This is a genomic window from Staphylococcus kloosii (assembly GCF_003019255.1).
In the GTDB taxonomy this organism is placed as follows: Bacteria; Bacillota; Bacilli; order Staphylococcales; family Staphylococcaceae; genus Staphylococcus; species Staphylococcus kloosii.
This window is the reverse complement of sequence record NZ_CP027846.1, coordinates 2,470,617-2,493,662: the sequence shown is the minus strand read 5'-3', so window position 1 is coordinate 2,493,662 and position 23,046 is coordinate 2,470,617. Positions and strand designations below refer to the sequence as shown.

The 23,046-nt window shown below is 31.9% G+C and carries 26 protein-coding genes; 21 read left to right on the top strand and 5 right to left on the bottom strand.

Features of this window, described 5'->3' with window-relative positions:
* The first annotated feature begins 53 nt into the window (after positions 1-53).
* The 12 genes from C7J89_RS12435 to C7J89_RS12380 all read left to right on the top strand — a co-directional run bounded on the left by C7J89_RS12435 (position 54) and on the right by C7J89_RS12380 (position 10,579).
* Positions 54-566, top strand: coding sequence for a YwhD family protein (locus C7J89_RS12435; RefSeq protein ID WP_061855368.1), 513 nt, complete (start codon positions 54-56; stop codon positions 564-566).
* 228 nt (positions 567-794) lie between these two features.
* Positions 795-1,223, top strand: a complete 429-nt coding sequence (locus tag C7J89_RS12430; RefSeq protein WP_103295055.1) for a YwiB family protein — start codon at positions 795-797, stop codon at positions 1,221-1,223.
* Positions 1,210-2,877 (top strand): arginine--tRNA ligase, encoded by a 1,668-nt coding sequence (gene argS / locus C7J89_RS12425; RefSeq protein WP_103295054.1) that lies wholly within the window; start codon positions 1,210-1,212, stop codon positions 2,875-2,877. The genes C7J89_RS12430 and argS overlap by 14 nt, the downstream gene beginning before the upstream one ends.
* Positions 2,878-2,963: 86 nt before the next feature.
* The gene (locus C7J89_RS12420) at positions 2,964-3,599 is read left to right on the top strand and encodes an endonuclease III domain-containing protein (protein WP_103295053.1); all 636 of its coding nucleotides are present in this window, start codon (positions 2,964-2,966) and stop codon (positions 3,597-3,599) included.
* Between the two features lie 59 nt (positions 3,600-3,658).
* Positions 3,659-4,420 (top strand): MerR family transcriptional regulator, encoded by a 762-nt coding sequence (locus tag C7J89_RS12415; RefSeq protein WP_103295052.1) that lies wholly within the window; start codon positions 3,659-3,661, stop codon positions 4,418-4,420.
* Between the two features lie 104 nt (positions 4,421-4,524).
* On the top strand, positions 4,525-5,400 hold the full coding sequence (locus tag C7J89_RS12410) for an ABC transporter substrate-binding protein (RefSeq protein WP_103295051.1): 876 nt from the start codon (positions 4,525-4,527) through the stop codon (positions 5,398-5,400).
* Between the two features lie 181 nt (positions 5,401-5,581).
* Positions 5,582-6,532 (top strand): FecCD family ABC transporter permease, encoded by a 951-nt coding sequence (locus C7J89_RS12405; RefSeq protein WP_061855523.1) that lies wholly within the window; start codon positions 5,582-5,584, stop codon positions 6,530-6,532.
* A 37-nt stretch (positions 6,533-6,569) separates the two neighbouring features.
* A complete protein-coding gene (locus C7J89_RS12400; RefSeq protein ID WP_061855362.1) occupies positions 6,570-7,265 on the top strand; it encodes an HAD family hydrolase in 696 nt (231 codons plus the stop codon).
* 4 nt (positions 7,266-7,269) lie between these two features.
* A complete protein-coding gene (locus C7J89_RS12395; protein WP_061855361.1) occupies positions 7,270-8,055 on the top strand; it encodes an alpha/beta fold hydrolase in 786 nt (261 codons plus the stop codon).
* Between the two features lie 142 nt (positions 8,056-8,197).
* Positions 8,198-8,701, top strand: coding sequence for an SA0570 family protein (locus C7J89_RS12390; protein ID WP_061855360.1), 504 nt, complete (start codon positions 8,198-8,200; stop codon positions 8,699-8,701).
* A 160-nt stretch (positions 8,702-8,861) separates the two neighbouring features.
* Complete coding sequence (locus C7J89_RS12385) at positions 8,862-9,572, top strand: hypothetical protein (protein ID WP_103295050.1); 711 nt, start codon at positions 8,862-8,864, stop codon at positions 9,570-9,572.
* A 203-nt stretch (positions 9,573-9,775) separates the two neighbouring features.
* Positions 9,776-10,579, top strand: coding sequence for an alpha/beta fold hydrolase (locus C7J89_RS12380; RefSeq protein ID WP_103295049.1), 804 nt, complete (start codon positions 9,776-9,778; stop codon positions 10,577-10,579).
* Positions 10,580-10,673: 94 nt separating this feature from the next.
* On the opposite strand, the gene sarA is transcribed toward C7J89_RS12380, so the two are convergent.
* The 5 genes from sarA to sroA all read right to left on the bottom strand — a co-directional run bounded on the left by sarA (position 10,674) and on the right by sroA (position 14,062).
* Entirely contained in the window at positions 10,674-11,048 is a 375-nt protein-coding gene (gene sarA, locus C7J89_RS12375; protein ID WP_061855357.1) for a global transcriptional regulator SarA, read from the bottom strand.
* Positions 11,049-11,380: 332 nt separating this feature from the next.
* Positions 11,381-12,229, bottom strand: coding sequence for an efflux RND transporter periplasmic adaptor subunit (locus C7J89_RS12370; protein WP_142381010.1), 849 nt, complete (start codon positions 12,227-12,229; stop codon positions 11,381-11,383).
* A 207-nt stretch (positions 12,230-12,436) separates the two neighbouring features.
* The gene (locus C7J89_RS12365) at positions 12,437-13,366 is read right to left on the bottom strand and encodes a DMT family transporter (protein WP_103295047.1); all 930 of its coding nucleotides are present in this window, start codon (positions 13,364-13,366) and stop codon (positions 12,437-12,439) included.
* A 243-nt stretch (positions 13,367-13,609) separates the two neighbouring features.
* Positions 13,610-13,843 carry a DUF2922 domain-containing protein gene (locus C7J89_RS12360; RefSeq protein WP_172459013.1) on the bottom strand — a complete coding sequence of 78 codons (234 nt, stop codon included), beginning with the start codon at positions 13,841-13,843 and terminating at the stop codon, positions 13,610-13,612.
* Positions 13,844-13,855: 12 nt separating this feature from the next.
* Entirely contained in the window at positions 13,856-14,062 is a 207-nt protein-coding gene (gene sroA, locus C7J89_RS12355; RefSeq protein ID WP_103295045.1) for a sigS mRNA-stabilizing protein SroA, read from the bottom strand.
* Positions 14,063-14,209: 147 nt separating this feature from the next.
* On the opposite strand from sroA, the gene C7J89_RS12350 reads away from it, so the two are divergent.
* The 9 genes from C7J89_RS12350 (at position 14,210) to C7J89_RS12310 (ending at position 22,926) form a co-directional block, all read left to right on the top strand.
* Entirely contained in the window at positions 14,210-14,761 is a 552-nt protein-coding gene (locus tag C7J89_RS12350) for a tyrosine-type recombinase/integrase (RefSeq protein ID WP_103295044.1), read from the top strand.
* 18 nt (positions 14,762-14,779) lie between these two features.
* On the top strand, positions 14,780-17,176 hold the full coding sequence (locus C7J89_RS12345) for a DUF4040 family protein (protein ID WP_103295043.1): 2,397 nt from the start codon (positions 14,780-14,782) through the stop codon (positions 17,174-17,176).
* Positions 17,163-17,588, top strand: a complete 426-nt coding sequence (gene mnhB2 / locus C7J89_RS12340; RefSeq protein ID WP_061855351.1) for a Na+/H+ antiporter Mnh2 subunit B — start codon at positions 17,163-17,165, stop codon at positions 17,586-17,588. The genes C7J89_RS12345 and mnhB2 overlap by 14 nt, the downstream gene beginning before the upstream one ends.
* Positions 17,585-17,932 carry a Na+/H+ antiporter Mnh2 subunit C gene (gene mnhC2, locus C7J89_RS12335; protein WP_061855350.1) on the top strand — a complete coding sequence of 116 codons (348 nt, stop codon included), beginning with the start codon at positions 17,585-17,587 and terminating at the stop codon, positions 17,930-17,932. Before mnhB2 ends, mnhC2 begins: the two co-directional genes overlap by 4 nt.
* Positions 17,925-19,424, top strand: a complete 1,500-nt coding sequence (gene mnhD2, locus C7J89_RS12330) for a Na+/H+ antiporter Mnh2 subunit D (protein WP_103295042.1) — start codon at positions 17,925-17,927, stop codon at positions 19,422-19,424. Before mnhC2 ends, mnhD2 begins: the two co-directional genes overlap by 8 nt.
* Positions 19,424-19,906: a Na+/H+ antiporter Mnh2 subunit E gene (gene mnhE2 / locus C7J89_RS12325; RefSeq protein ID WP_103295041.1), complete on the top strand. Its 483-nt coding sequence runs from the start codon at positions 19,424-19,426 to the stop codon at positions 19,904-19,906. The genes mnhD2 and mnhE2 overlap by 1 nt, the downstream gene beginning before the upstream one ends.
* Complete coding sequence (mnhF2, locus tag C7J89_RS12320; RefSeq protein WP_103295040.1) at positions 19,903-20,205, top strand: Na+/H+ antiporter Mnh2 subunit F; 303 nt, start codon at positions 19,903-19,905, stop codon at positions 20,203-20,205. Before mnhE2 ends, mnhF2 begins: the two co-directional genes overlap by 4 nt.
* The gene (locus tag C7J89_RS12315; protein ID WP_061855346.1) at positions 20,180-20,626 is read left to right on the top strand and encodes a Na+/H+ antiporter subunit G; all 447 of its coding nucleotides are present in this window, start codon (positions 20,180-20,182) and stop codon (positions 20,624-20,626) included. The genes mnhF2 and C7J89_RS12315 overlap by 26 nt, the downstream gene beginning before the upstream one ends.
* A 251-nt stretch (positions 20,627-20,877) precedes the next feature.
* Entirely contained in the window at positions 20,878-22,926 is a 2,049-nt protein-coding gene (locus tag C7J89_RS12310) for a cation:proton antiporter (RefSeq protein ID WP_103295039.1), read from the top strand.
* The last annotated feature ends 120 nt before the right edge of the window (positions 22,927-23,046 follow it).

Below are 23,046 nucleotides of genomic sequence, written 5' to 3'. Positions count from 1 at the left end.
ATATTTTAAGATTGCAATAAGTGATAAAGATAAATATTGGAGGTGCACACCTAGTGGCTGAAAATAACGGCTTTAAATTTAATATTATAAAAAATGACCCGCTTGATGGGCATAAAGGAACAAATATAGGTTCCATTAGTTTAGATAATATCGCGCCAGTATTTATAGATGTAGAAAACAAAGAGGCATTTATTGATATTGGTGGTATGCATGCACGTGCTAGCGTCGAAAAAGGCGTGAAATGGATTAAAGAAAAAGAGACAGTAGATGTAGAAGGTGCTAAAGAATATTGGTTATGTTGGGTTACGACTGAACGTGGCGAACACGGACCTTATTATGCTGGGGTAACAGCTTGTTACTTAATGGTTAACAAAAAAATTAGACGTGGGTATAAGAGTATGCCTGAACATGTAAACATGATGGATAAATCAATGAAACGACAAATTGTTGTTGATCAAATTGGTGACGACAATAAAAAGGTCTTAAGAGAATTTTTAGCACAACATAATGCTGAAATGTGGAACAATTCTACCGAAGAATTACATCAAGCGTTAGCAACAGAATAAAATACAAGAAGCTAAGTAAATATCTTAGAGTAAATTTTTAAAGCTAAGGTAGTTTGGCTATAACTAATATTCAACGAACGATAAACGTTTAGTTGAACTCTTATGTGTAGCTGACTTAATTTATACTTAGCTTCTTTTTATTGCTAGACAATATCACAACTGTATTGCATATATAAATTATGCTATAATTGTGTGTATTATTTTAATGAGATTAGGGTGAAACGAGCATTGGACTACAATGTGGACATACAAACAAAACAAGTGGTTAAACAATTAGATGAAAAGAATAAGTTTTCATTTAAAACTCATGGAACTTGGTCAAAACGTAACGCTGAATTTATACGTTATCAAGAAGTTATCGATGACGCCACAGTGAAAGTTACGATTAAAATTGAACAATCGGGCGTAAAAATTATACGTAAAGGTGATATTAATATGAATCTTCATTTTGTTGAAGGTGAAGATACTTTTACGTTATATGAAGTAGGTGGCGGACGTATACCATTGACAGTGCGTACACACTCTATTTTACATTTTGTAACGGACCATGGTGGAAAATTAAAAGTACATTATGATCTATGGCAAGAGGAAGAAAAAATGGGCACATACCAATTTGAAATTACTTATAAGGAGCAAAGTGAAAATGAACATAATTGATCAAGTGAAACAGACACTTATTGATGAAATTAAAAATAGCATCGAACAGGCTCAACTTATTGATGCGAGTGAGATGCCTGAAGTTAAAATTGAAACACCAAAAGATAATAAAAATGGAGATTATGCTTCAAATATCGCAATGGTATTAACTAAATTAGCTAAACGTAATCCTCGTGAAATTGCACAAGCTATCGTTGATAACTTAGATACTACAAAAGCACACGTCAAAGAAGTAGCTATTGCAGGACCTGGATTTATTAACTTTTATTTAGATAATTCATATTTGACTGAAGTGATACCAGAAGCTATTAATAAAGGCGATAATTTTGGTCGCGTAGCTCCTAATAGTAAAGAACGTGTACTAGTAGAATATGTGTCAGCCAATCCAACTGGAGATTTACATATTGGTCATGCACGTAACGCCGCAGTAGGTGACACGTTATGTAATTTATTAGAAGCGGCAGGATATGATGTAACGAGAGAATATTACATTAATGATGCGGGTAATCAAATTACAAATTTAGCACGTTCAATTGAAGCACGCTATTTTGAAGCATTAGGTGATACGAGTCACGAAATGCCTGCAGATGGTTATCATGGTAAAGATATTATTAATATTGGTAAAGATTTAGCAGAGAAACAACCAGAACTTAAAGATTTACCAGAAGATGAACGTGTTAAAACATTTAGACAACTAGGTGTTTCTTATGAAATGGAAAAATTAAGAAAAGACTTAGCAGATTTCAATATCAATTATGATAGTTGGTTTAGCGAAACGTCACTTTATGAACAAAATGAAATTACTGAAGTGTTAAATAAAATGGCAGATTTAGGTTACACATATGAAAAAGACGGCGCTACTTGGTTACGTACTACTGACTTTAAAGATGATAAAGACAGAGTATTAATAAAACAAGATGGCACTTACACTTATTTCTTGCCAGATATCGCTTATCATTTCGATAAAATACAACGTGGTAACGATATTTTAATTGACCTATTTGGTGCAGATCATCATGGTTATATTAACCGTCTAAAAGCTTCAATGGAAACATTTGGCGTAGATAGTGATCGTTTAGAAATTCAAATCATGCAAATTGTACGTTTAATGCAAGATGGCCAAGAAGTAAAAATGAGTAAACGTACAGGTAATGCTATTACGTTACGTGAAATTATGGATGAAGTAGGCGTTGATGCAGCACGTTACTTCTTAACTATGCGTAGTTCTGATACTCATTTTGATTTTGATATGGAATTAGCTAAACAAGAATCACAAGATAATCCTGTTTACTATGCGCAATATGCACACGCACGTATTTGTTCAATTTTAAAACAAGCAGCAGATAGAGGTGTTAAACCGTCTGTAGACGCAGACTTATCATTGATTACGAACGATAAAGCAATTGAATTGTTGAAAAAAGTAGCTGACTTTGAACCTACTATTGAAAGTGCAGCAAGTCATAGAGCACCTCATCGTATTACAAATTATATCCAAGATTTAGCTTCACACTTCCATAAATTCTACAACGATGAAAAAGTGTTGACTGATGATGAAGCTAAAACTAAGGCGCTTGTTGCTTTAATAGAAGCTGTAAAAATAACGTTACACAATGCATTGCATTTAGTTGGCGTTCAAGCACCAGAATCAATGTAAGTCATATTTTAGCAATATGATAATATAGGCTAAGACATCAAAGTGTGTCTTAGTCTTTTTATTTTTCTACAAAGTGAGGACAAATAATGTTAAATGTAACAGAGTTATATCACATATTATATAAACATATGGGCCCTCAACAATGGTGGCCGGCTAGAACTAAAATAGAAATCGTTTTAGGGGCGATATTAGTACAAAATACAAATTGGAGAAACGCGGCCCTTGCCATAGAAAACTTAGAACAGCACACACAATTAGCGCCAGATAATATATTGCAATTATCTGATGAAGCATTACAAGAAATAATTAAATCAAGTGGCTTTTATAAAGCTAAAGCACAAACTATAAAATCTGTGCTGACATGGATGGTAAGATTTGACTATGAATATGAAGAAATTAAAGCATATTATCAAGATGAATTGAGAAATAATTTGTTAGACATAAAAGGCGTTGGTAATGAAACGGCGGATGTATTACTCGTTTATATTTTTGAAGTGCCAGTCTTTATTCCAGACAGTTATACACGCAGAATATTTTATAAATTGGGCTATAATAGCACGAATAATTATGAACAATTGCGTAAACAAGTATCATTACCTGCACATTTTACTGCTCAAGATGCTAATGAGTTTCACGCTTTATTAGATAATTTTGGTAAGCAATACTTTAATAAAAAAGAACAACAAAAACTGCAATTTTTAGAAAGTTATTTTATTAGATAATAGTTATTGACTGTAACGTTACGTAATAGTGCATAGTTTGAAGTAAGAGGTGAACTTACATGAAAAAATTATTTACGATTAAAGAAGTTGCAGATGTCGTGCAAATAAGCAAACGAACATTGCATTATTATCATGATATCGAGCTCGTTATACCTAACCATATTGAAAGCAATGGTTATCGCTTATATGATTCAGCAAATATTCGCAAATTACAATCGATTATCTTTTTAAAAGAACTAGGATTGTCGTTAGCGCAAATCGAGTTATATTTCGAAGCGGACGTACAGACCAAAAATAATATGCTAAAAGCAAGCTACAATAATGTGAAACAACAACGAGATAAATTTACTCATATTTTACAATTTTTAGATGAACACTTTGAAAACACACCACAACAAGCGTTGGAAGAAGAAAATATAGGAGCGTTTAATATGGACCAACAATACATGAAAGAAGCGCAATTAAAATATGGCAATACCAAATACTATCAATCTTTTGATCAACAAAGAGAAGGCATGAATAAAAGAGAACGTGAACAAAACAATCAGCAAACGAAAGCACAATTTGATGCATTCTTTGATGAAGTGAATAACTTAGTATTAGAAAATAAAAGTATTGAAGACATTGCACGCGTTATTCCGAAACTTGAAACGATTTTAACTCAGCAAGTACCTAATTGTGATAAACAATTTTTAATATATGTAGCAGAAACATATAACAATGATGAACGTTTTCAGCGCAACTTAAATAAAAATAGAGTTGAAAATTTTCATGAATATCTAGTAGCTGCGATAAAATATTATGTGAAGCAACAAGGATAATCATTTTATATTTTTTATATAGTTAATTTAATTAAAAAATAGCAATGAAATCGTTTGAATTGTTTGATATTATTAAATTAATCTAAAAAATAGGAGAATATAAAGTGGAAAAAACAAGAAGTTTATTATTTTTAATAGTTGCAGCTGTATTGTTACTGAGCGCATGTAGTGGCGGGAGTAATGATAAACAAAGTGATAAATCAAACAAATCATACGATAGAATTATTTCATTAATGCCAAGTAATACTGAAATTTTATACAAACTCGGGTTAGTTAAAAAAATTGTTGGTGTGTCGACGGTAGACGATTATCCTAAAGACGTCAAAAATAAAAAGAAATTTAACGCTATGAAATTAAACAAAGAAGCTTTACTTAAAGCGAAACCAGATTTAATTTTAGCGCATGAAAGTCAAAAATCTACTGACGGCAAAGTACTTAAGTCATTGAAAAAAAGTGGTGTGAAAGTCGTTTATATTAAAGACGCACAATCTTTAAAAGAAACTTATGCGTCGTTTGAACAAGTAGGTAAAGTCGTACATAAAGAAAAACAAGCACATAAATTAGTTAAAGAAACACGTCACAATGTTGATAAAGTTATAAAATCAGTACCTAAAGATAAACCTAAGAAAAAAGTGTTTATGGAAGTTTCTTCCGAACCTGAAATTTATACTGCAGGTAAAAATACGTTCTTTAATGATATGTTAACGAAATTACACGCAAAAAATGACTTTGCATCTGTAGAAGGATGGAAAAAAGTAAGCAAGGAAAGTATTATTAAAAAGAACCCTGATGTGATGATTTCGACAATGGGTATGAGCGAAGCAGATTATAAAAAAATGGTAAAACAACGTGGTGGTTTTGAAAAAACAAATGCAGTTAAAAATAACGAAATTAAAGCTGTGAATGGTGACCAAATATCACGTCCAGGACCTCGTATTGATGATGGTTTAAAATCTTTACGTGATGCACTATATAAATAACATAAAATAAAGATAAGCATCCGAACGTTAATTAGCCAAGGCTAGCGTTACGGATGCTTTTATGCATAATATATGTTGAAAATGTATATGCTTATCATTTATTGCTATGGTGTTAATGTACTGCTCGTGATATTGTAATAAGAAGAAATAATCGAGACATTAATGAAAGTGTGGAACAATGATGCAACATTATAAGACGTTATATTTGTGGTTAATCATATTAATAATTACTTTCATTTTAAGTATTGTATGGGGATTATGGGGTCTTAATCATGCAATGGCGCAAACAATATTGCTAGAAGTGAGAATACCTAGGGTGGTTGAAGCATTGTTGGCTGGTATTGGATTGACGCTTGCTGGGCAAATGTTTCAAACGTTATTAAATAACCCATTGGCAGATAGTTTTACGTTAGGATTAGCTAGTGGTGCTACGTTTGGTTCTGGCTTAGCCGTAATTTTAGGACTAGGCTTCTTGTTCATTCCATTATTATCAATGATATTCAGTTTGATAACATTAATATTAGTCATTTTAATTACGTCAATTATGTCGCGAGGGTATCCTACAAGATCGCTTATTTTAGCGGGTATTATGATAGGTGCATTGTTTAATGCGCTACTCTATGTGTTAATCATTTTTAATGAGCGCAAAATGAATAATATTGTAAATTATATGTTTGGTGGATTTTCTTCAGCAGAATATAATGAAATATATTATATAGGGCTTGTGTTGATTCTATGCATTATAATATTATATAGTTTAATGCCGCGTATAAAATTACTGCAATTAGGTGAGATGCATGCGCAATCTCTAGGAATTAAATCTAGAAATTTAACTTATACTGTACTATTTATCTCTTCGATACTGACAGCAACAATTGTTTCATTTGTTGGGGTTATCGGATTTATTGGTATGGTTATACCCCAATTGATTCGCAGATATTACGTAGGTTACTCACTAGGTATACAAATGACGTTGAACATTATTATAGGTGGAACCGTAATGGTAATAGCTGATTGGTTTGGTGGTATTATTTTACAAACGTATCAAATACCAGCAAGTATTGTTCTAGCATTAATTGGAATTCCAGTACTATTTTACTTGATGGTAACACAACCCAAAACAGTAGATTAGCTTGAAATGTATAAATTAACTATAAAGAAGGTAGACTATGGATTTATCAAATATTAAAGCCGTCGTATTTGATTTAGAAGGTACTTTACTAGATAGAAAGAAATCGAGAGACAAGTTTATTGAAGAACAATATGAACGTTTCCATGACTATTTAGTTAGTATCCAACTGGCAGATTTTAAAAATAAATTTATTGAACTTGATGATGATGAAGATCACGACAAGCCGGAATTGTATAAAGCGATAATTAAAGATTTTCATGTTGATAGATTAACTTGGAAAGATTTATTTCATGATTTTGAAATGCATTTCTATCGTTATGTATTTCCTTATTATGATACGTTATATACGCTTGAAAAATTAACTAAAAGAGATTATCTTACAGGCGTTATCGCTAACGGTAAATCCAAAATTAAACAGTATCGTTTACATGCGTTAGGCATAGAACATGTCATTAATTATATGTCTACTTCTCAAACAGTAGGGTATAGAAAGCCCCATCCTAAAATTTTTGAAAATATCTTAGAAAAATTAGATACTAAACCAGAAGAAACAATGTATGTCGGTGACGATCCATTAAATGATGTTGCGCCAGCTCGAGCGATGGGTATGGTTAGTGTATGGTTTAAAGAAGAGGATGCAGAAATTGAACCTTTACCCGAAGAAGTAGATTTTACGATATCAACTTTAGAAGAATTATTGACTATTTTACCATTAGAACAGAAGGGAAATTAAAATTATGAATTTATTTACTACAAATGACGGTACAATATTAAATTATAAAACAGTAGGTGAAGGATATGCGATTGTATTAATCCACACTGCTTTTGATAATTATACTGTATTTCATAACATCGAGGATGATTTAGCCACACATAATCAAGTCGTGTTAATTGATCTACGTGGTCATGGGTATTCTGATAAACCTAATAATATTCAATTTACAGATTATGCTAATGATGTAAAAGAATTGTTGGATTACCTTTACATAGATAAATGTGCTGTTATTGGACATGAGATGGGTGCCTCAGTTGCTGCAGAATTTAGTGCCACAAATCCAAATTATGTGTCGTCGTTAACAATGATTAATCCTACGATGATTGAAGATTCCACTCCGGAAGAACGTATCTATAGAAGATATTCTGAAAAAATTCGCACTTGGGATGAGGAGAAGCAGCATAAATTCCTTGCAGCTAAAATGTATTACGACAAAAAGAAAGTTAATAAGTTTTTAAAACATGTTGAAAATACAAATGGTATAGCAACGAGTAATGAAATGGACTCTATTAAAGCTTCATTCAAATGTAATAATATTAGAGAATATCTTGGTAAAGTTACGACACCTACACAAATTATTGCAGGTCAACATGGAGAAAGAACAACGATAGTTGAAGCTAAAGAAGTCGCTGATTATATTAAAGATAGTGAGTTTGAAGTGTTTCAATCGTCTGGACTATATCCGTTTGTTGAACAAAAAGCTGATTTTTTAAATTCAGTAAATAGTTTCATTAAACGTTTTAAATAATTATTAAATATATTAATATGGCTGTATAAAGAAAAAGTAAGTAATATATGAAATATTTCTGTAATATTACTGTTGTTTTTGTAATCTTTATATTATACTGTACATGAGCACAAATAGTATGTAGTTAAAGGAGAGAGTGCTTATGAAAAAGTTATTGTCAGCGGTATTAGTAGCAGGTATTACATTGTCAGGTGTGAGTGCAACAAGTGCAGATGCTGCCACAGGTAACTCAATTCATAATGTGAAGCAGTTACAACAAGGTGATAAGTCATTAGAAGGTGCGAAAATTGGTGCTTCAATTCAAACGGTTTTAAAAACGAATAAAAAACCACTATATTCTTATAGACCCGATCATAAAGAGCATTACTATGAATTTAAAGAACCAAAAGGAACTTTAGTCGTTACTGCCGACGGTAAAAAAGATCAAGGTAAAATTACTAGAGTATCAATGTCATATAATGAACCTTCTGGCCCTTCATTTAATGCAGTAAAAAGAGAAGTAAGCACAAATGCCACTACACGTGAACATTTTAATAATGTGACTGGGAACATAGGTTATATACAAGATAATAATTTATCTTATCAATTTACTTCTTCATCACCAAAAGATAAAAACATAAAATTATATCGTATAGACTTACAATAATTATAGTTATTTAATAATGATATTTTAATAAAACAACCGGCATTGTATATACTTGTCGGTTGTTTTACTGTTACAATAACTATTAAGTTAAACTTAAAACTAATTAGAGAAATAAAAATATAATCATATTTTGTAATAAAGTAAGGAAAAGGAGATTATAATGCGAGTAAACGACAAAGTATTAGTGGAAAATATAAATGACTATTTTACCCATAAAGGACTTTCTCCTAATTTAATTGATGATATTAAAAGTAAGTTAAAAAAAGATTTTAAAAAATCTGAAGATCAAGACCAAGATTATATTGAATATAGAGGGAAGTCGCCAGCAGAAATCATATTAACAATTCAGCGTAATTTATTTACGTTACAGCTAAACCCAATTGTCTTTTTCATTTTAAACTTCGTACTTATTTCATATTTATATGATAAACAGTATGTACCTTTTCAAGCTATTTCCGGTTTAGCGATCGTATATTGTCTAATTATTTTACCGATTTCCATTGTTATTTATTTAAGGATAGCGAATAAAAACTATTTGTATAGTAATAAGGTTGAGATGTATATCGGATTGGCGATTGCTTTAGTGTCGTTGATACTTGTAGTTATTCATGCATTCAACGTGAATTTTAGTATTGTAGCAGTAACGATTTATGCGCATCAATTTATCTTTTTCGTAGGTATTATTTTTAGTATATCTGGTATTTATTTCAGACGTTTAGAATTTACTGGCATTGGCTTGTTGTTGTGCCAGAAAACAATTGATGCTATGATTATTAATCCTGGAATTGCACAAATTGCTTCTATTACTATTTGGGTATTATTATTAATCGTTATTATTTACTACACAATAAGAATTTCGTCGAGAAATTAGTGGAAGAGAGAACTGAGATGACTTCAGTTCTCTTTTTTGTTTGGAAATATAGTGACAAAAGTGTAGTTATAACCCTATCTACGAAGGCAATATTAATTAAAAATAATAAATTTAAGTATGTTTTAAATAGTGATTAATTGCAATAAACTAGTATAAAGTATCATAAATGCGGGTATATTGTTTTGTAAGGGGAGGTGACCCAAATGAATAAAATTTCGATTGATAACGACAACGAGATTGCATACACAAGAGAGGGTCAAGGTGTTCCCGTTATTTTAATTCATGCTTTAGATGGTAATATGGCTGCTTTTATAAATCTAAAAGACGAACTAAAAGAACATTATGAGGTAATCACATATGATGTGAGAGGGCATGGTTATTCATCAAAACCTGTTGCTTATGATTTAACGGATCATATTAATGATTTAGCTGTACTTCTCGAAAGATTAGATATTGCACATGTTCATATTATTGGGCATGAAATGGGGAGTGTTATAGCAAAAACATTTGCTGAATGCTACGAAGAGAAAGTATTGTCTTTAACATTAATTTCATTTGATTTCACTAATGGTACGCATGGTATCAATAAATTAATGTTTGAACATCAAGATGAAATTGTCGGTTTTGATAAAGCAGAGGCTTTGATTATATTGTTTCCTTATATTTATAAATCGAAAGAAAGTGCACGAAAATGGTTACAAGAACAGAGAGTATATGCCAGACAAAAAGATGAATGTAGCGCTATTGCTAATAGAGCATTAATGTCGTTTCCGACGCATCATGATGATGGAAATATTAAAAGAGGAAATGTACCTATATTAATTATTAACGGGAAGTGCGATCCTTTAGTTAATCACAACAATGTGAAAGCTATTTTAGCAACACATACAGATATTAATTTAAATATATTTAATGAGTCAGGACATGCACCTCATATAGAAGAACCGATGCATTTTAAAAACGCATTTAATATATTTATAAATGCGACAAAATTGAATCATAGTTAATGATATACTTGCAAAATAACATTAAATAAAAAGAGCGAGTTACCTATGAAGGTAACTCGCTCTTTTTATTAGTTATAAGCGAAATAATGAAGTATTAAACTTCTTTACTATCATTCGCTTGTTTGATTCTATCATTAACGCGCCCTAATAATTCATTGATTTTATTACGTTGTTTTTTATTTACTAAAATCAACACAGTTCTTTCATCATGTTCATTACGTTTTTTATCGAAGTAATCTTCTTGCGATAAATTTTTTACTGCTTTAACTACTTGTGGTTGTTTGTAGTTTAAGTGGTTAATGATGTCTTTTAAGTAATATTCTTCACTTTCGTGTTCACTTATATAAGTTAGCACTGCAAATTCCTCGAAACTTACAGAAAATTCCTTTTTAATAATGCCTTTTAATTTGTCTGCGTAAGTTACCATAGCTAATAATTCGAAACAATCATTTATTTTTGAAATCGCCATTCTTTATTCCTCCCGTGTTATAAGCCCGTTCAAGTTGTATTATCAGTAACAATTTTATAATTATTTGTCAAAATTCAAAGTTTATACAAAACTTATTCTTAATATAAGGCTAGAATATATTTGTATAAAATATATTAAAACCAGTATTATTTAGTTAATTATATCTAAATTAAAATAAAAAGTAAACTAAAAACTGTTTAAGAATGAGCATGATGTTTTTCTATTGTAATTCAATAAGAAAATAAGCAAAATTCAAAAAATAATAATTACTTTTAAATTAAAGTTTATCCCTATTCTTTGGTCTAGTTCTTATATTGTTCTAGAAATTAAAATTAATTCAAGGTATTTAGTGAATTTGCATTTTCCGCAATTATATCTCCTTGTGATAAACCTGATTTAACAGTGATACGATTATTATTACCCGATTTATTAAATTTAATTACTCTTTTTACAAATTTATTTGATTTTTTTATAAAAACATATTTATTATTTAATAATGCAGATTGAGGTATAGCAATTGATGTGGATGGTATTTCAAGTTCGCAATGTTGTCCGAGCAGTGGTTTTGCAGAAGCTGTTAACCGTAATTCATATTGTGATTGTTTATCATTAGTATCATAATTGCTAGGTATAGGGGAGATATGAATTATCTTTTCATTGTTGATTTGGTCGTTATGTGGGGAGTGAATTTTGAGCGTAGTACCTAATTTTAGAGTGGATATGTATGCTTCTGGTACTTTAGCAGAAATATGATATTTCGGTTGATAAAGTGTAGCGAAATACGATTGTGGAGTTGAAGGGTTGCTGTTATTGATAGTTAATATACCATCGAAAGGAGCGTTGATTTTAGTTCTTAAATTTTGCTGGAGTGTTGCAATGTCATTTTGTAAAGTAACGAGCTGAGCGTTGTCCTGCGTATGTTCTGAATCGTGGTTTAATGTTGCGAGAAGTTGTTGTTTAAGTGCAATAGCTTTTTCAACAGTTGGATTGTAATATTCAAAAAGTGGTTGATTTTTATGTACCTGCGTCCCATTTTTTACTAACCAGTTGTTTATATATCCATGTTTAGGTTCTAGGTAAAAATGATATAGCGATTGTGATTCATATCTAGCATTAATCTTTTTAGATGGTTCGTATTGAACCTTTATCGTTTTAATCTCAGGTTGATGTGAAGTTTTCACTATATAGTACTTATAAAAAAAGTAGCAGGTTACAATAATAACGGCACTGACTATAGTGATTATTGATATTAAAATATGCTTATTCATAGAAGTCACCTCAATAATGTTTATTGTTATGGTTGATTATACTATGAAAAGTTACCAAATTTTTGTATAAAAAAAAGACATTTACTAAAAGTGCAAAGTAAATGTCTTACGTCTACATTATTAGAAAAAACGTAGTAAAATAATTCCAATCATAATAGCTATAACGCCCGCAACTTTACGTAGTGTTATTTTGTTCACGGTAGTTCCTAATAATCCAAAGTGATCGATAATTACACCCATCAACATTTGACCTAGCATGGCAACAATGGTAGTGACTGCTGCACCTAAATGAGGCATTAAAATAATATTACTCGTTACAAAAATTACGCCGAGGATACCTCCGATAAAATACCACGGCTTAATTTTACCTTGAACTTCGTTGTGGCTCGTCATATTAAGTGATCTATTGAATATAAGCGTCAAAATAAATAGCAAGATTGTTCCTATTGTAAATGAAACGAGTGCAGCCATGACTGAGGAATGGATTTGTTGACCTAAAGCACTATTAATTGCTGTTTGAATAGGTGGTGCAAATCCAAAGACAAAGCCAATAATAAGCCATAAGTAAAAGTGGTTGGCTGTTTTATTTTTATTAGCCGCTTTGCGTGTATAATTCATAAGTAAAATACCGATAAATAAAATAATAATACCTATAACTTTAAAAATTGTAAAAGGGTCATGTGGTGCGCCGAACCAACCAAAAGTATCGATTGTCACGCCCATAATAATTTGTCCGGCAATTGTCATTACGACGGTTAAAGAAGCACCTAGTCTAGGTAATAGTAATAAATTTCCTGTTAAAAAGATGACACCTAATGCACCACCAACAAACCATACATAGCTTAATGACTGACCACTATAAAAATGTGGCGTAAATGCCTGTGGGTTAATAATGGCATTAATGAGTATTAAAAATACCGTGCCAGTAGCAAAAGAGATAGTGGAAGCATAAAATGATGACTTGGTGTATAAACTAAGCCTAGAGTTGATTGATGTTTGAAAGGGTACAACCATACCAGCAACGATACCCATAATAAATAAAAGAAACATGTAATCCCGCTTTCTAAATATAATACACAATGATAAAAAATATATGTATTGTGCGTTTGTACGATAATATGATTATAAAGGATATTAATTGATAAATCATTGTATTAATTTGAAGAAATAATAAATTTGTAAAATATCTATACAAGTAGTTCATTATTTTGGGCAACGAAAGAATAAATACGAAAACCGTTCGATGGCGAATAGGCCAAAGAACGGCATTTTTATATTCGTAATTAGATTAGATTAATTTGGTGTTGTAGATACATCAAATAACGTTCTAATTGTTTTATCTATTAAATGAGCGGATTGAACTTGAGTAGGCTTGCTTTTAGAAATTCTTAATATATCTAAATCAATTAAAGCGGCCATACTATTTCTGACTTTCGTTGCGTCAACGTCATGTTCAATTTTAGATAATTGCAATTTTAACGGTTTTTTCAAATCATTCGTAAATGTCAGTTCTAATGTTTGAGTCATAATTTAACCTCCTTATTGTAAATGTATTGTTTTGACTACTTCAAATGTATCGAAAGTTTCATTAATTAGTTGTTCGATAATAGCTTTGAATTGTCTTAATTGGTCATTAGTGGCCTGTGGATTTAAATTGGCAAAACGACGCGAAACTCTTGTAGCTTTACCAGCTTCATTAAGTACGATGCGTGACAGTACGACAGTTAATTGACTAACTTCATTCATAATGTTTAAACCTCCTTTCACTATATATATCGTTAGCAAATGTAAAATGAGACAGAAAATTTTAAAAACTTAGTGCAAAACACTTTAATGTTACTTAAATATCATTTAATATTGAATAAGAAACGTTTATAAGCGAGAGGTGAAGTCATGAATCAAGTTGATCCAATACGAGATTTGGTAGAAATTAAGGAGATGTACAAAGTATTACAATCAAAGTCTCAAAGAGATTATTTATTGTTTAAATTTGCTATACATACTGGTGTGAAATTGAACGAATTATTAAATTTAACAGTTGCAGATGTTATTGCATCAAATCAATTGATTAAATCATTTTGGGTAGAAGAACATGCCACAAATATAAATATTATGATTCCAGAGGATTTACAGCAGGATTTAAAAGACTTTATTTCTACAGAACATTTAGTGACAAGCGATTTACTGTTTCAATCAAATCGTACGCATAAAGGTTTATCGAGACAACAAGCATACCGTATTATTCATGCTGCAGCGGAAGAACTTGGAATGGTACATATTGGTTTGACTACATTGAGAAAAACATTCGCTTATCATGCTTATCAATCGGGTATTTCAATATCGATAATTCAAAAATATTTAGGGCATCAGACAACATATGAAACCATGAAATTTATAGGCATTTCTAGAAATGCGAGCAAGACAACAATAGCTTTAAATTTATAACAGTAAAGGGGGGCAACGATGAGTCTGATATACCTATTTAGTATTCTAATCATTATTATGGTGCTGTTAGCTATTACATTTGCCAACGACAAGATGAGTCGTTATGCAGGACATATAGCTATCATTGCACCCATTATTTCAACAATTTACTTCATTTGGCAACTACCTCAAGTGCTTCACGGACATTTTCTTAATATCAACATACCTTGGCTGAGTACCATTGATATTAATTTAGCATTTCGTTTAGATGGTTTAAGCATTTTCTTTTCAATTATAATATCAGTAATAGGCTTAGCTGTATTTTTCTATGCTACACAATATCTTTCAAAGCAACATGATAATTTACCTCGTTTTTATATATACTTAATACTTTTTATGTTGAGTATGTTAGGTATTGTAACTGCCAATAATACAATCATTTTATATGTTTTTTGGGAATTAACGAGTGTATCTTCATTCTTACTTATTTCTTATTGGTACGACAACAAAGATAGCCAATTTGGCGCAATACAATCTTTTGTTATTACTGTACTTGGTGGTTTGGCATTATTAATTGCATTTATTATGATTTACACAATTACAGGGACTAACACAATTACAGAAATTATTGCGCATAGCGATCAAATAGCTCAAAGTCCATTATTCCTTGCTATTGTAGTACTTATGCTTATCGGTGCATTTACGAAGTCGGCTCAATTTCCATTTCATGTATGGTTACCTAAAGCTATGGCTGCACCAACACCAGTTAGTGCCTATCTTCACTCGGCGACAATGGTAAAAGCAGGTATCTTCTTATTATTTAGATTCACGCTCTTACTTGGTTTGAGTCAATTTTATATCTACGCCGTTACTTTTGTAGGATTAATAACAATGATCTTTGGTGCTTTAAATGCCGTTAGACAATATGATTTAAAAGGTATTTTAGCTTATTCGACAATTAGTCAGTTAGGTATGATTATGTCGATGGTAGGATTAGGTGGGGGAATAGCTGGTCATACTAAAGGTGAACTTACAGAAATTTATGCCATGATTTTATTCGCAGCTTTATTCCACTTATCAAACCATGCATTATTCAAGGGTGCCTTGTTTATGGGTGTAGGTATTATAGACCATGAAACAGGTACGCGAGATATAAGAATGTTATCTGGCATGCGTAAGGTATTACCTATAACACATATAGTGATGTTATTATCTGCACTATCAATGGCCGGCATGCCTTTATTAAATGGGTTTTTAAGTAAAGAGATGTTTTTTGATGGCTTAGTGAATGCGCATCAACTTAAAGGCTTTAGTAGCGTATTAACTATTATAATAGTTGCTATTGGCGTCGTTGCGAGTATTTTTACAATGATATATTCCATGTTTATGATTAAGAAAGTATTTTGGGGTAAGTATGAAGAAACGCATTTACCTAAGAAAAATATACATGAACCAGTCTTATTTACCTTGCCTTCTATGATAATGATGATTTTATTACCAATTATTTTCTTTGTGCCAAATATTGTAGGTGAGCATTTAATACTGCCAGCGTTACGAAGCATTACAATTGGTGAAAAGATTGATGAAATCGCGCCACATATTTCTCAATGGCATGGTATTAATTTACCGCTAATCTTTAGTATTTTAGTCATCATTGTTGGTTTAACTGCGGCATTGAAAGTTGATTGGACAAAAATAGCAGGTAAATACAAGTTAATATCACTATCAAATTTATACAATGATTCATATAAACAGTTTGAATCATATTCTGGTTATAGCATACGTAATTTAATGAATAACAGATTAAATCAATACATCAATATGACGTTATTAATTTTTACATTGGTTGTGATTTATTCAATTATTCAAATTGGTTTCCCTAAGGTACATCAAATACATGTCAGCGAATTTGGGCCATTAGAAGTTATTACGGTCATTGTAGTATTTGTACTTGGGGTGGCGTTGATTTTTATTCGTCAACGTTTAACGATGGTTATCCTAAACGGTATCGTAGGATACTGTGTAACGATATTCTTTATATTAATGAAAGCTCCAGACTTAGCTTTAACACAACTCGTAGTAGAGACGATTACGACAATATTATTTATCGTAAGTTTCTCACGCTTACCAAACGTACCACGTGGCAAGGTACATAAAAAACGTGAATTATTTAAAATTATCGTGTCGCTTATAATGGCTGCAACTGTTGTTACATTAGTATTCATTGTTCAACAAGGTAAGTCTATTAGTTCAATATCTACTTACTATCACAACGCATATAAGTTAACAGGTGGTAAAAACATTGTTAACTCAATATTAGGAGACTTTAGAGCCTTTGATACTTTATTTGAAGGTGTCGTACTTATAATAGTAGGTTTAGGTATTTATACATTACTTAACTTTAGAGATCGGAGGGGACAAGATGAAAGAGAATGATGTTGTACTGCGTACCATAACAAAAATTGTAGTGTTTATTTTATTAACATTTGGCTTTTATTTGTTTTTAGCAGGACATAATAATCCAGGTGGCGGTTTTATAGGCGGATTAGTATTTAGCTCGGCATTCTTGTTAATGTTTTTAGCCTTCGATGTAAAACAAGTTTTAGTATCGGTACCAGTAGATTTTAAAATATTAATCGTATTAGGTTCATTAGTGTCTATGGCTACAGCCATTTTACCAATGTTTTTCGGTAAACCGTTTCTGTATCAAACTGATGCGCATGTTCACTTGCCATTGTTAGGCGACATGCATTTGACGACGGTGACGTTATTTGAGTTAGGTGTCGTTTTAACTGTTGTGGGTGTTATTGTAACGGTTATGTTATCGATAAGTGGTGGTCGCTCATGAATTTAATATTATTATTAGTTATCGGTTTCTTAATATTTATTGGTACTTATATGATTCTTTCAATTAATTTAATACGTATTGTGATTGGCATTTCTATTTATACGCATGCTGGAAATTTAATTATTATGAGTATGGGTAATTACGGTAAGAATATGGCAGAACCTTTAATTGGTACAGGTAATAACAATTTTGTAGATCCATTGCTACAAGCTATCGTTTTGACAGCAATTGTAATTGGTTTCGCAATGACTGCTTTCTTACTTGTATTAGTTTATAGAACATACCGCGTAACGAAAGAAGATGAAATTGACGTGTTACGTGGAGAGGAGGATAACGATGAGTAATTTATTAATATTACCTTTTATTCTCCCGGCATTATGTGCCTTTATTTTAGTATTTATTCGTGAACGTAGTTTATTATCTCGCATATTTGCAATTGGGACGATGGCAGTTTCTACAATTATTTCGTTAATCTTGTTAATTTATGTATTAAACCATAAGCCAATCACACTTGATTTTGGTGGTTGGGAGGCACCATATGGCATTCAATTTGTAGGTGATTCTTTAAGTTTATTAATGGTGACAACGTCTAGCTTTGTTGTAACTTTAATCATTTCTTACGGTTTTGGACGTGCAGAAAAACGAGCTATTCGCTTCTATTTACCAAGTTTTATACTTTTCTTAACGGTCGGCGTAATTGGCTCATTTTTAACTGCAGATTTATTTAATTTATACGTTATGTTTGAAGTTATGTTACTAGCTTCGTTCGTGTTGATTACTTTAGGTCAATCGGTTGAACAATTACGTGCCGCAATTATATTTGTCGTATTAAATATTATCGGTTCGTGGCTGTTGCTACTAGGTATAGGACTTTTATATAAGTTGACTGGAACGTTGAACTTTGCACACGTAGCCCAAAGATTAAAAGAACTAGATAACCATAATGCTATCGTAATTGTGTCTATGGTATTTTTAATCGCATTCGGTTCTAAAGCTGCATTGGTATTGTTCATGTGGTTACCTAAAGCTTATGCTGTATTAAATACAGAACTTGCAGCATTATTTGCTGCGTTGATGACTAAAGTGGGCGCTTATGCATTAATACGGTTCTTCACATTAATGTTTAATGGGCATGATCATATTACGCATTCACTACTCGTATTTTTAGCTTGTATCACAATGCTTATCGGCGCATTTGGAGTCATTGCCTATAAAGACATCAAGAAGATTGCAGCATACCAAGTTATTTTATCGATAGGATTTATTATTTTAGGATTAGGCTCTCATACCTTCGTTGGCGTGAATGGCGCAATATTTTATTTAGTGAATGATATTGTTGTGAAAACCTTACTGTTCTTTGTTATTGGTAGTCTTGTATATATAACAGGGTGCCGACAATATAATTATTTACAAGGTTTAGCTAAACGAGAACCTATACTAGGTATTGCATTAGTTGTCACTACACTTGCTATCGGTGGCGTACCTCCATTTAGTGGATTTCCTGGGAAATTATTAATATTCCAAGGCGCTATAGAAAATGGCAATTATATTGGTTTAACATTAATGGTTATTACTAGTGTCATAGCGATGTTCAGCTTGTTTAGAATTTATTTCACTATGTATTTAGGTAGTGCGACAACTGGAAAACAACTCAACTATAACAAAATACCGCGATATCGTTCGACGTTAATCGGCGTTTTAGTAGCTGTAGTTATCATTATTGGCTTAGCTGCACCAATGATATTGAAAGTGACAAATAATGCCACGCATCTAAATATGGATGAAGGTAAATACGAGCAGCTCGTAAATCCACATTTATTGAAGGAGGAGAAATAATGAGACAAGTAGTTTTGAACGTCATCATTGCCTTTTTATGGGTGCTTTTTCAAGACGAAGAAGCGTTTAAAGTAACAACTTTCTTCTCTGGATATTTAATTGGGTTGATTGTCATCTATATCTTACATCGCTTTTTTGGACAAGAATTTTATCTAAAAAAAGTGTGGGTAGCAGTAAAGTTTTTAGCTGTTTATTTATATCAGTTAATTACATCAAGTATGACTACAATCAATTATATTTTATTTAAAACGCAAGATATGAATCCTGGATTGGTCACTTATGAAACGAAACTGACGAGTGATTGGAGTGTTTCATTTTTAACGATATTAATCATTATTACGCCTGGCTCAACCGTGATTCGTATCTCAAAAGAAAAAAAGAAATTCTTTATCCATGCTATAGATATTTCGGAAAAAGAACGACAAAAGTTATTAAAGAGTATTAGACAATACGAAGGACTTATATTGGAGGTGGCAGAATGATAGCATCGCTAACAAACTTTTTTATTACGAGTTCGATCATAGTATTTGGTATTGCTTTACTGTTTAGTTTGTTCAGACTTATTAAAGGTCCAACAACGGCAGATAGAGTAGTGGCATTCGATGCTTCAAGTGCGATATTAATGTCTATCGTTGGCGTTATGAGTGTTGTATATGGCACCTTCTCATTCTTAGATTCTATTTTATTAATTGCCATCATCTCCTTTGTAAGTTCGGTATCTATTTCACGCTATATAGAAGGGGGTCACGTTTTCAATGCCAACAATAAGCGAAATCGTTAACCTCATCGCAGCAATCATGTTGTTTTTAGGGAGTATTATCGCACTTATTAGTGCAATCGGTTTAATTAAATTCCAAGATGTCTTTTTACGAAGTCATGCTGCAACGAAAAGTTCTACTTTATCTGTGTTGTTAACATTAGTTGGTGTAATCGTGTACTTTGTTTCAGCTCAAGGCTATGTAAGTGTTCGTTTAATTTTAGCCTTAGTATTTATTAATCTAACATCACCAGTAGGTGGACACTTAATTTCAAGAGCAGCATATCGTACAGGTGCGTATATGTATCGTAAAAATGACAATGTTGGTAATGCTAATATCTTATTAAGCGCTAATGAAAAAAGTAGTTTTGAACAATTAAAAGAGCGTGCTCAAAAACGGGAACAATTGCGCCAACAACGATACAAAGAAGAAAATGATTATTAGTTATGATTGTTTTATATACGGCCGTGTAGTAGTGCTTTAAATTTAATAAGTGACAAAAAAAGTGATAAAATAGTGTATATTTGTAATTGTGTGAAATTAGAAAAATTTTCTTTAAAGTATTTGGGAGAAAACTTTGAAATATGAAATCATGATGTGAATCAATAGTAGTCTTTTAAGTATTGTATTCACGAAATGTTTGTTTCAACCTCAGCAATTATGATGCGCATATTGAATCGAAGAGAGGTGAAACTATGGAGATATTTGAAACACTATTAATTTTTATAGCAGTAGTTATATTAAGTTCATTTGTACATACATTATTGCCTAAAGTGCCATTAGCCTTTATTCAAATAATTCTAGGTATGTTGCTTTATGTAACTCCTGTTCCCGTACAGTTTCAATTCGATAGTGAATTATTTATGGTAGCATTAATCGCACCATTGCTATTTGTTGAAGGTGTACAAGTATCTCGAGTACATCTAAGACGTTATATTAAACCCGTCTTAATGATGGCACTAGGTTTAGTTGTCACGACGGTTATCGTTGTTGGATTGTTTGTCCATTGGATTTGGCCAGAATTACCTATGGCAGCAGCTTTTGCTCTAGCTGCAATTTTATGTCCAACTGATGCCGTAGCTGTACAAGCAATAACAAAAGGCAAAATATTACCAAAAGGATCTATGACTATTTTAGAGGGTGAATCATTACTTAATGATGCCGCGGGTATCATATCTTTTAAAATAGCTGTAGCGGCTTTAATAACTGGTACATTTTCTGTTGTTAGTGCAGTCGAACAATTTTTAATTTCGTCCATCGGTGGATTTATTGTTGGTCTGATTATCGGGGTAGCTTTCGTAAGAATGAGAGTTACGTTAACACGAAGAGGCATAGAAAATGTCAACATGTTTACATTTATTCAGTTGATTACGCCGTTTATAACTTATTTAGTTGCAGAAATGTTCCATGCTTCTGGTATTATAGCTGCCGTAGTAGCAGGACTAGTACATGGGTTTGAACGTGATCGTATAGCACAAGCACGTACAAGGTTACAAATGAGTTATAACCACACATGGAATATATTAGGCTATGTGTTAAATGGTTTTGTTTTCTCTATTTTAGGTTATTTAATTCCGGAAGTTGTCGGTCGTATTATTAAAAATGAACCCCATAATCTAGCTTTTTTAATCGTCGTAACATTTTTAGTTGCACTAGCAATTTACTTATTTAGATTTTTATGGGTACTTGTACTATATCCTTATTTTTACTTACCAATCAGTCCCTTCCAAAAAATGATTACCCATAATGAAGAGGACTCGATGACCTCAGAAGTACCTCCTAAAAGAGGGACTTACGCATTTATCATGTCAATTTGTGGTGTGCATGGAACCATCTCATTGGCCATCGCACTGACTTTGCCATACATGTTAGCTAACCACCATTCATTTTCGTTCAGAGATGATTTATTATTCATTGCCTCAGGCATGGTTATTATCAGTTTAATAGTTGCGCAATTTATTGTACTGCTCGTTACGCCAGCAGCAGCTAAACCAAAACAAAAAGGCATGAATTATAAGCAAGCGCGCATCTATATTTTAGAAAAAGTTATAGATAGTTTGAATCAAATGTCGACGATTGAATCGAGCTTCAGATACGGCAGTGTTATAAAAGATTATCACGACAAACTTGCATTCTTAAAATCTGTAGAAAATGAAGATGAAGATGCGAAAGAATTACAAAGACTACAAAAAATCGCCTTTGATGCGGAGAATAGTACGCTTAATAGTTTAGTAGAAAATGGCGATATTACAACGAGTGTGTTAGATAACTACATGCGTTATGCTGAACGTACACAAATCTATAAACAAGCTTCACTTATTCAACGTTTAAAAGTTGAATTTCGTGCTTTTATTTTAAAACGTCGCATTAAAACACGTATGAAAACTAACGCAGCTTCTTCATTATCTATTGTCGATAACCTTGTCGAAATTTCAAATGTAATGAGAACTGTGCATTATCGTGTAGTAAGTAGATTGAGTAAGGAAACAACAGAAGAGAACAAATTAGAAGTAGGCATGATTTGTGACGGTTATTTACTAAGAATTGAAAACTTAGCACCAAAAAATTTCTTCGATCAGAAGAATGAAACATCTATTACGAAAGTGAAGTTAACAGCACTGAAAGAGCAAAGAAAGTTATTAAATCAATTAGTAGATGACGAAGATATTAGTGAAGCAACAGCATTAAAAATCAGAGAATCAATTAACTATGACGAAATGGTACTCGTTGATAGTTTAACTTAATAGATAAAATTAGAAGTTAGCGTTTAACCTCATTTAAAGCTTGGAACTGAGGTTAAGTTGCTAACTTTTTTTAAAAGAAAAGCCATCAACAGGGGGAGGATTTCAACCTATTGATGGCTT

What these genes read in the sequence shown, in the direction of transcription:
- argS (WP_103295054.1), top strand. Translation starts at nt 1,210, where the DNA reads ATGAACATAATTGATCAAGTGAAACAGACACTTATTGATGAAATTAAA.
- C7J89_RS12420 (WP_103295053.1), top strand. Translation starts at nt 2,964, where the DNA reads ATGTTAAATGTAACAGAGTTATATCACATATTATATAAACATATGGGC.
- C7J89_RS12415 (WP_103295052.1), top strand. Translation starts at nt 3,659, where the DNA reads ATGAAAAAATTATTTACGATTAAAGAAGTTGCAGATGTCGTGCAAATA.
- C7J89_RS12405 (WP_061855523.1), top strand. Translation starts at nt 5,582, where the DNA reads ATGCAACATTATAAGACGTTATATTTGTGGTTAATCATATTAATAATT.
- C7J89_RS12400 (WP_061855362.1), top strand. Translation starts at nt 6,570, where the DNA reads ATGGATTTATCAAATATTAAAGCCGTCGTATTTGATTTAGAAGGTACT.
- C7J89_RS12395 (WP_061855361.1), top strand. Translation starts at nt 7,270, where the DNA reads ATGAATTTATTTACTACAAATGACGGTACAATATTAAATTATAAAACA.
- C7J89_RS12390 (WP_061855360.1), top strand. Translation starts at nt 8,198, where the DNA reads ATGAAAAAGTTATTGTCAGCGGTATTAGTAGCAGGTATTACATTGTCA.
- C7J89_RS12385 (WP_103295050.1), top strand. Translation starts at nt 8,862, where the DNA reads ATGCGAGTAAACGACAAAGTATTAGTGGAAAATATAAATGACTATTTT.
- C7J89_RS12380 (WP_103295049.1), top strand. Translation starts at nt 9,776, where the DNA reads ATGAATAAAATTTCGATTGATAACGACAACGAGATTGCATACACAAGA.
- sarA (WP_061855357.1), bottom strand. Translation starts at nt 11,048, where the DNA reads ATGGCGATTTCAAAAATAAATGATTGTTTCGAATTATTAGCTATGGTA.
- C7J89_RS12365 (WP_103295047.1), bottom strand. Translation starts at nt 13,366, where the DNA reads ATGTTTCTTTTATTTATTATGGGTATCGTTGCTGGTATGGTTGTACCC.
- C7J89_RS12360 (WP_172459013.1), bottom strand. Translation starts at nt 13,843, where the DNA reads ATGACTCAAACATTAGAACTGACATTTACGAATGATTTGAAAAAACCG.
- sroA (WP_103295045.1), bottom strand. Translation starts at nt 14,062, where the DNA reads ATGAATGAAGTTAGTCAATTAACTGTCGTACTGTCACGCATCGTACTT.
- C7J89_RS12350 (WP_103295044.1), top strand. Translation starts at nt 14,210, where the DNA reads ATGAATCAAGTTGATCCAATACGAGATTTGGTAGAAATTAAGGAGATG.
- C7J89_RS12345 (WP_103295043.1), top strand. Translation starts at nt 14,780, where the DNA reads ATGAGTCTGATATACCTATTTAGTATTCTAATCATTATTATGGTGCTG.
- mnhB2 (WP_061855351.1), top strand. Translation starts at nt 17,163, where the DNA reads ATGAAAGAGAATGATGTTGTACTGCGTACCATAACAAAAATTGTAGTG.
- mnhC2 (WP_061855350.1), top strand. Translation starts at nt 17,585, where the DNA reads ATGAATTTAATATTATTATTAGTTATCGGTTTCTTAATATTTATTGGT.
- mnhD2 (WP_103295042.1), top strand. Translation starts at nt 17,925, where the DNA reads ATGAGTAATTTATTAATATTACCTTTTATTCTCCCGGCATTATGTGCC.
- mnhE2 (WP_103295041.1), top strand. Translation starts at nt 19,424, where the DNA reads ATGAGACAAGTAGTTTTGAACGTCATCATTGCCTTTTTATGGGTGCTT.
- mnhF2 (WP_103295040.1), top strand. Translation starts at nt 19,903, where the DNA reads ATGATAGCATCGCTAACAAACTTTTTTATTACGAGTTCGATCATAGTA.
- C7J89_RS12315 (WP_061855346.1), top strand. Translation starts at nt 20,180, where the DNA reads ATGCCAACAATAAGCGAAATCGTTAACCTCATCGCAGCAATCATGTTG.
- C7J89_RS12310 (WP_103295039.1), top strand. Translation starts at nt 20,878, where the DNA reads ATGGAGATATTTGAAACACTATTAATTTTTATAGCAGTAGTTATATTA.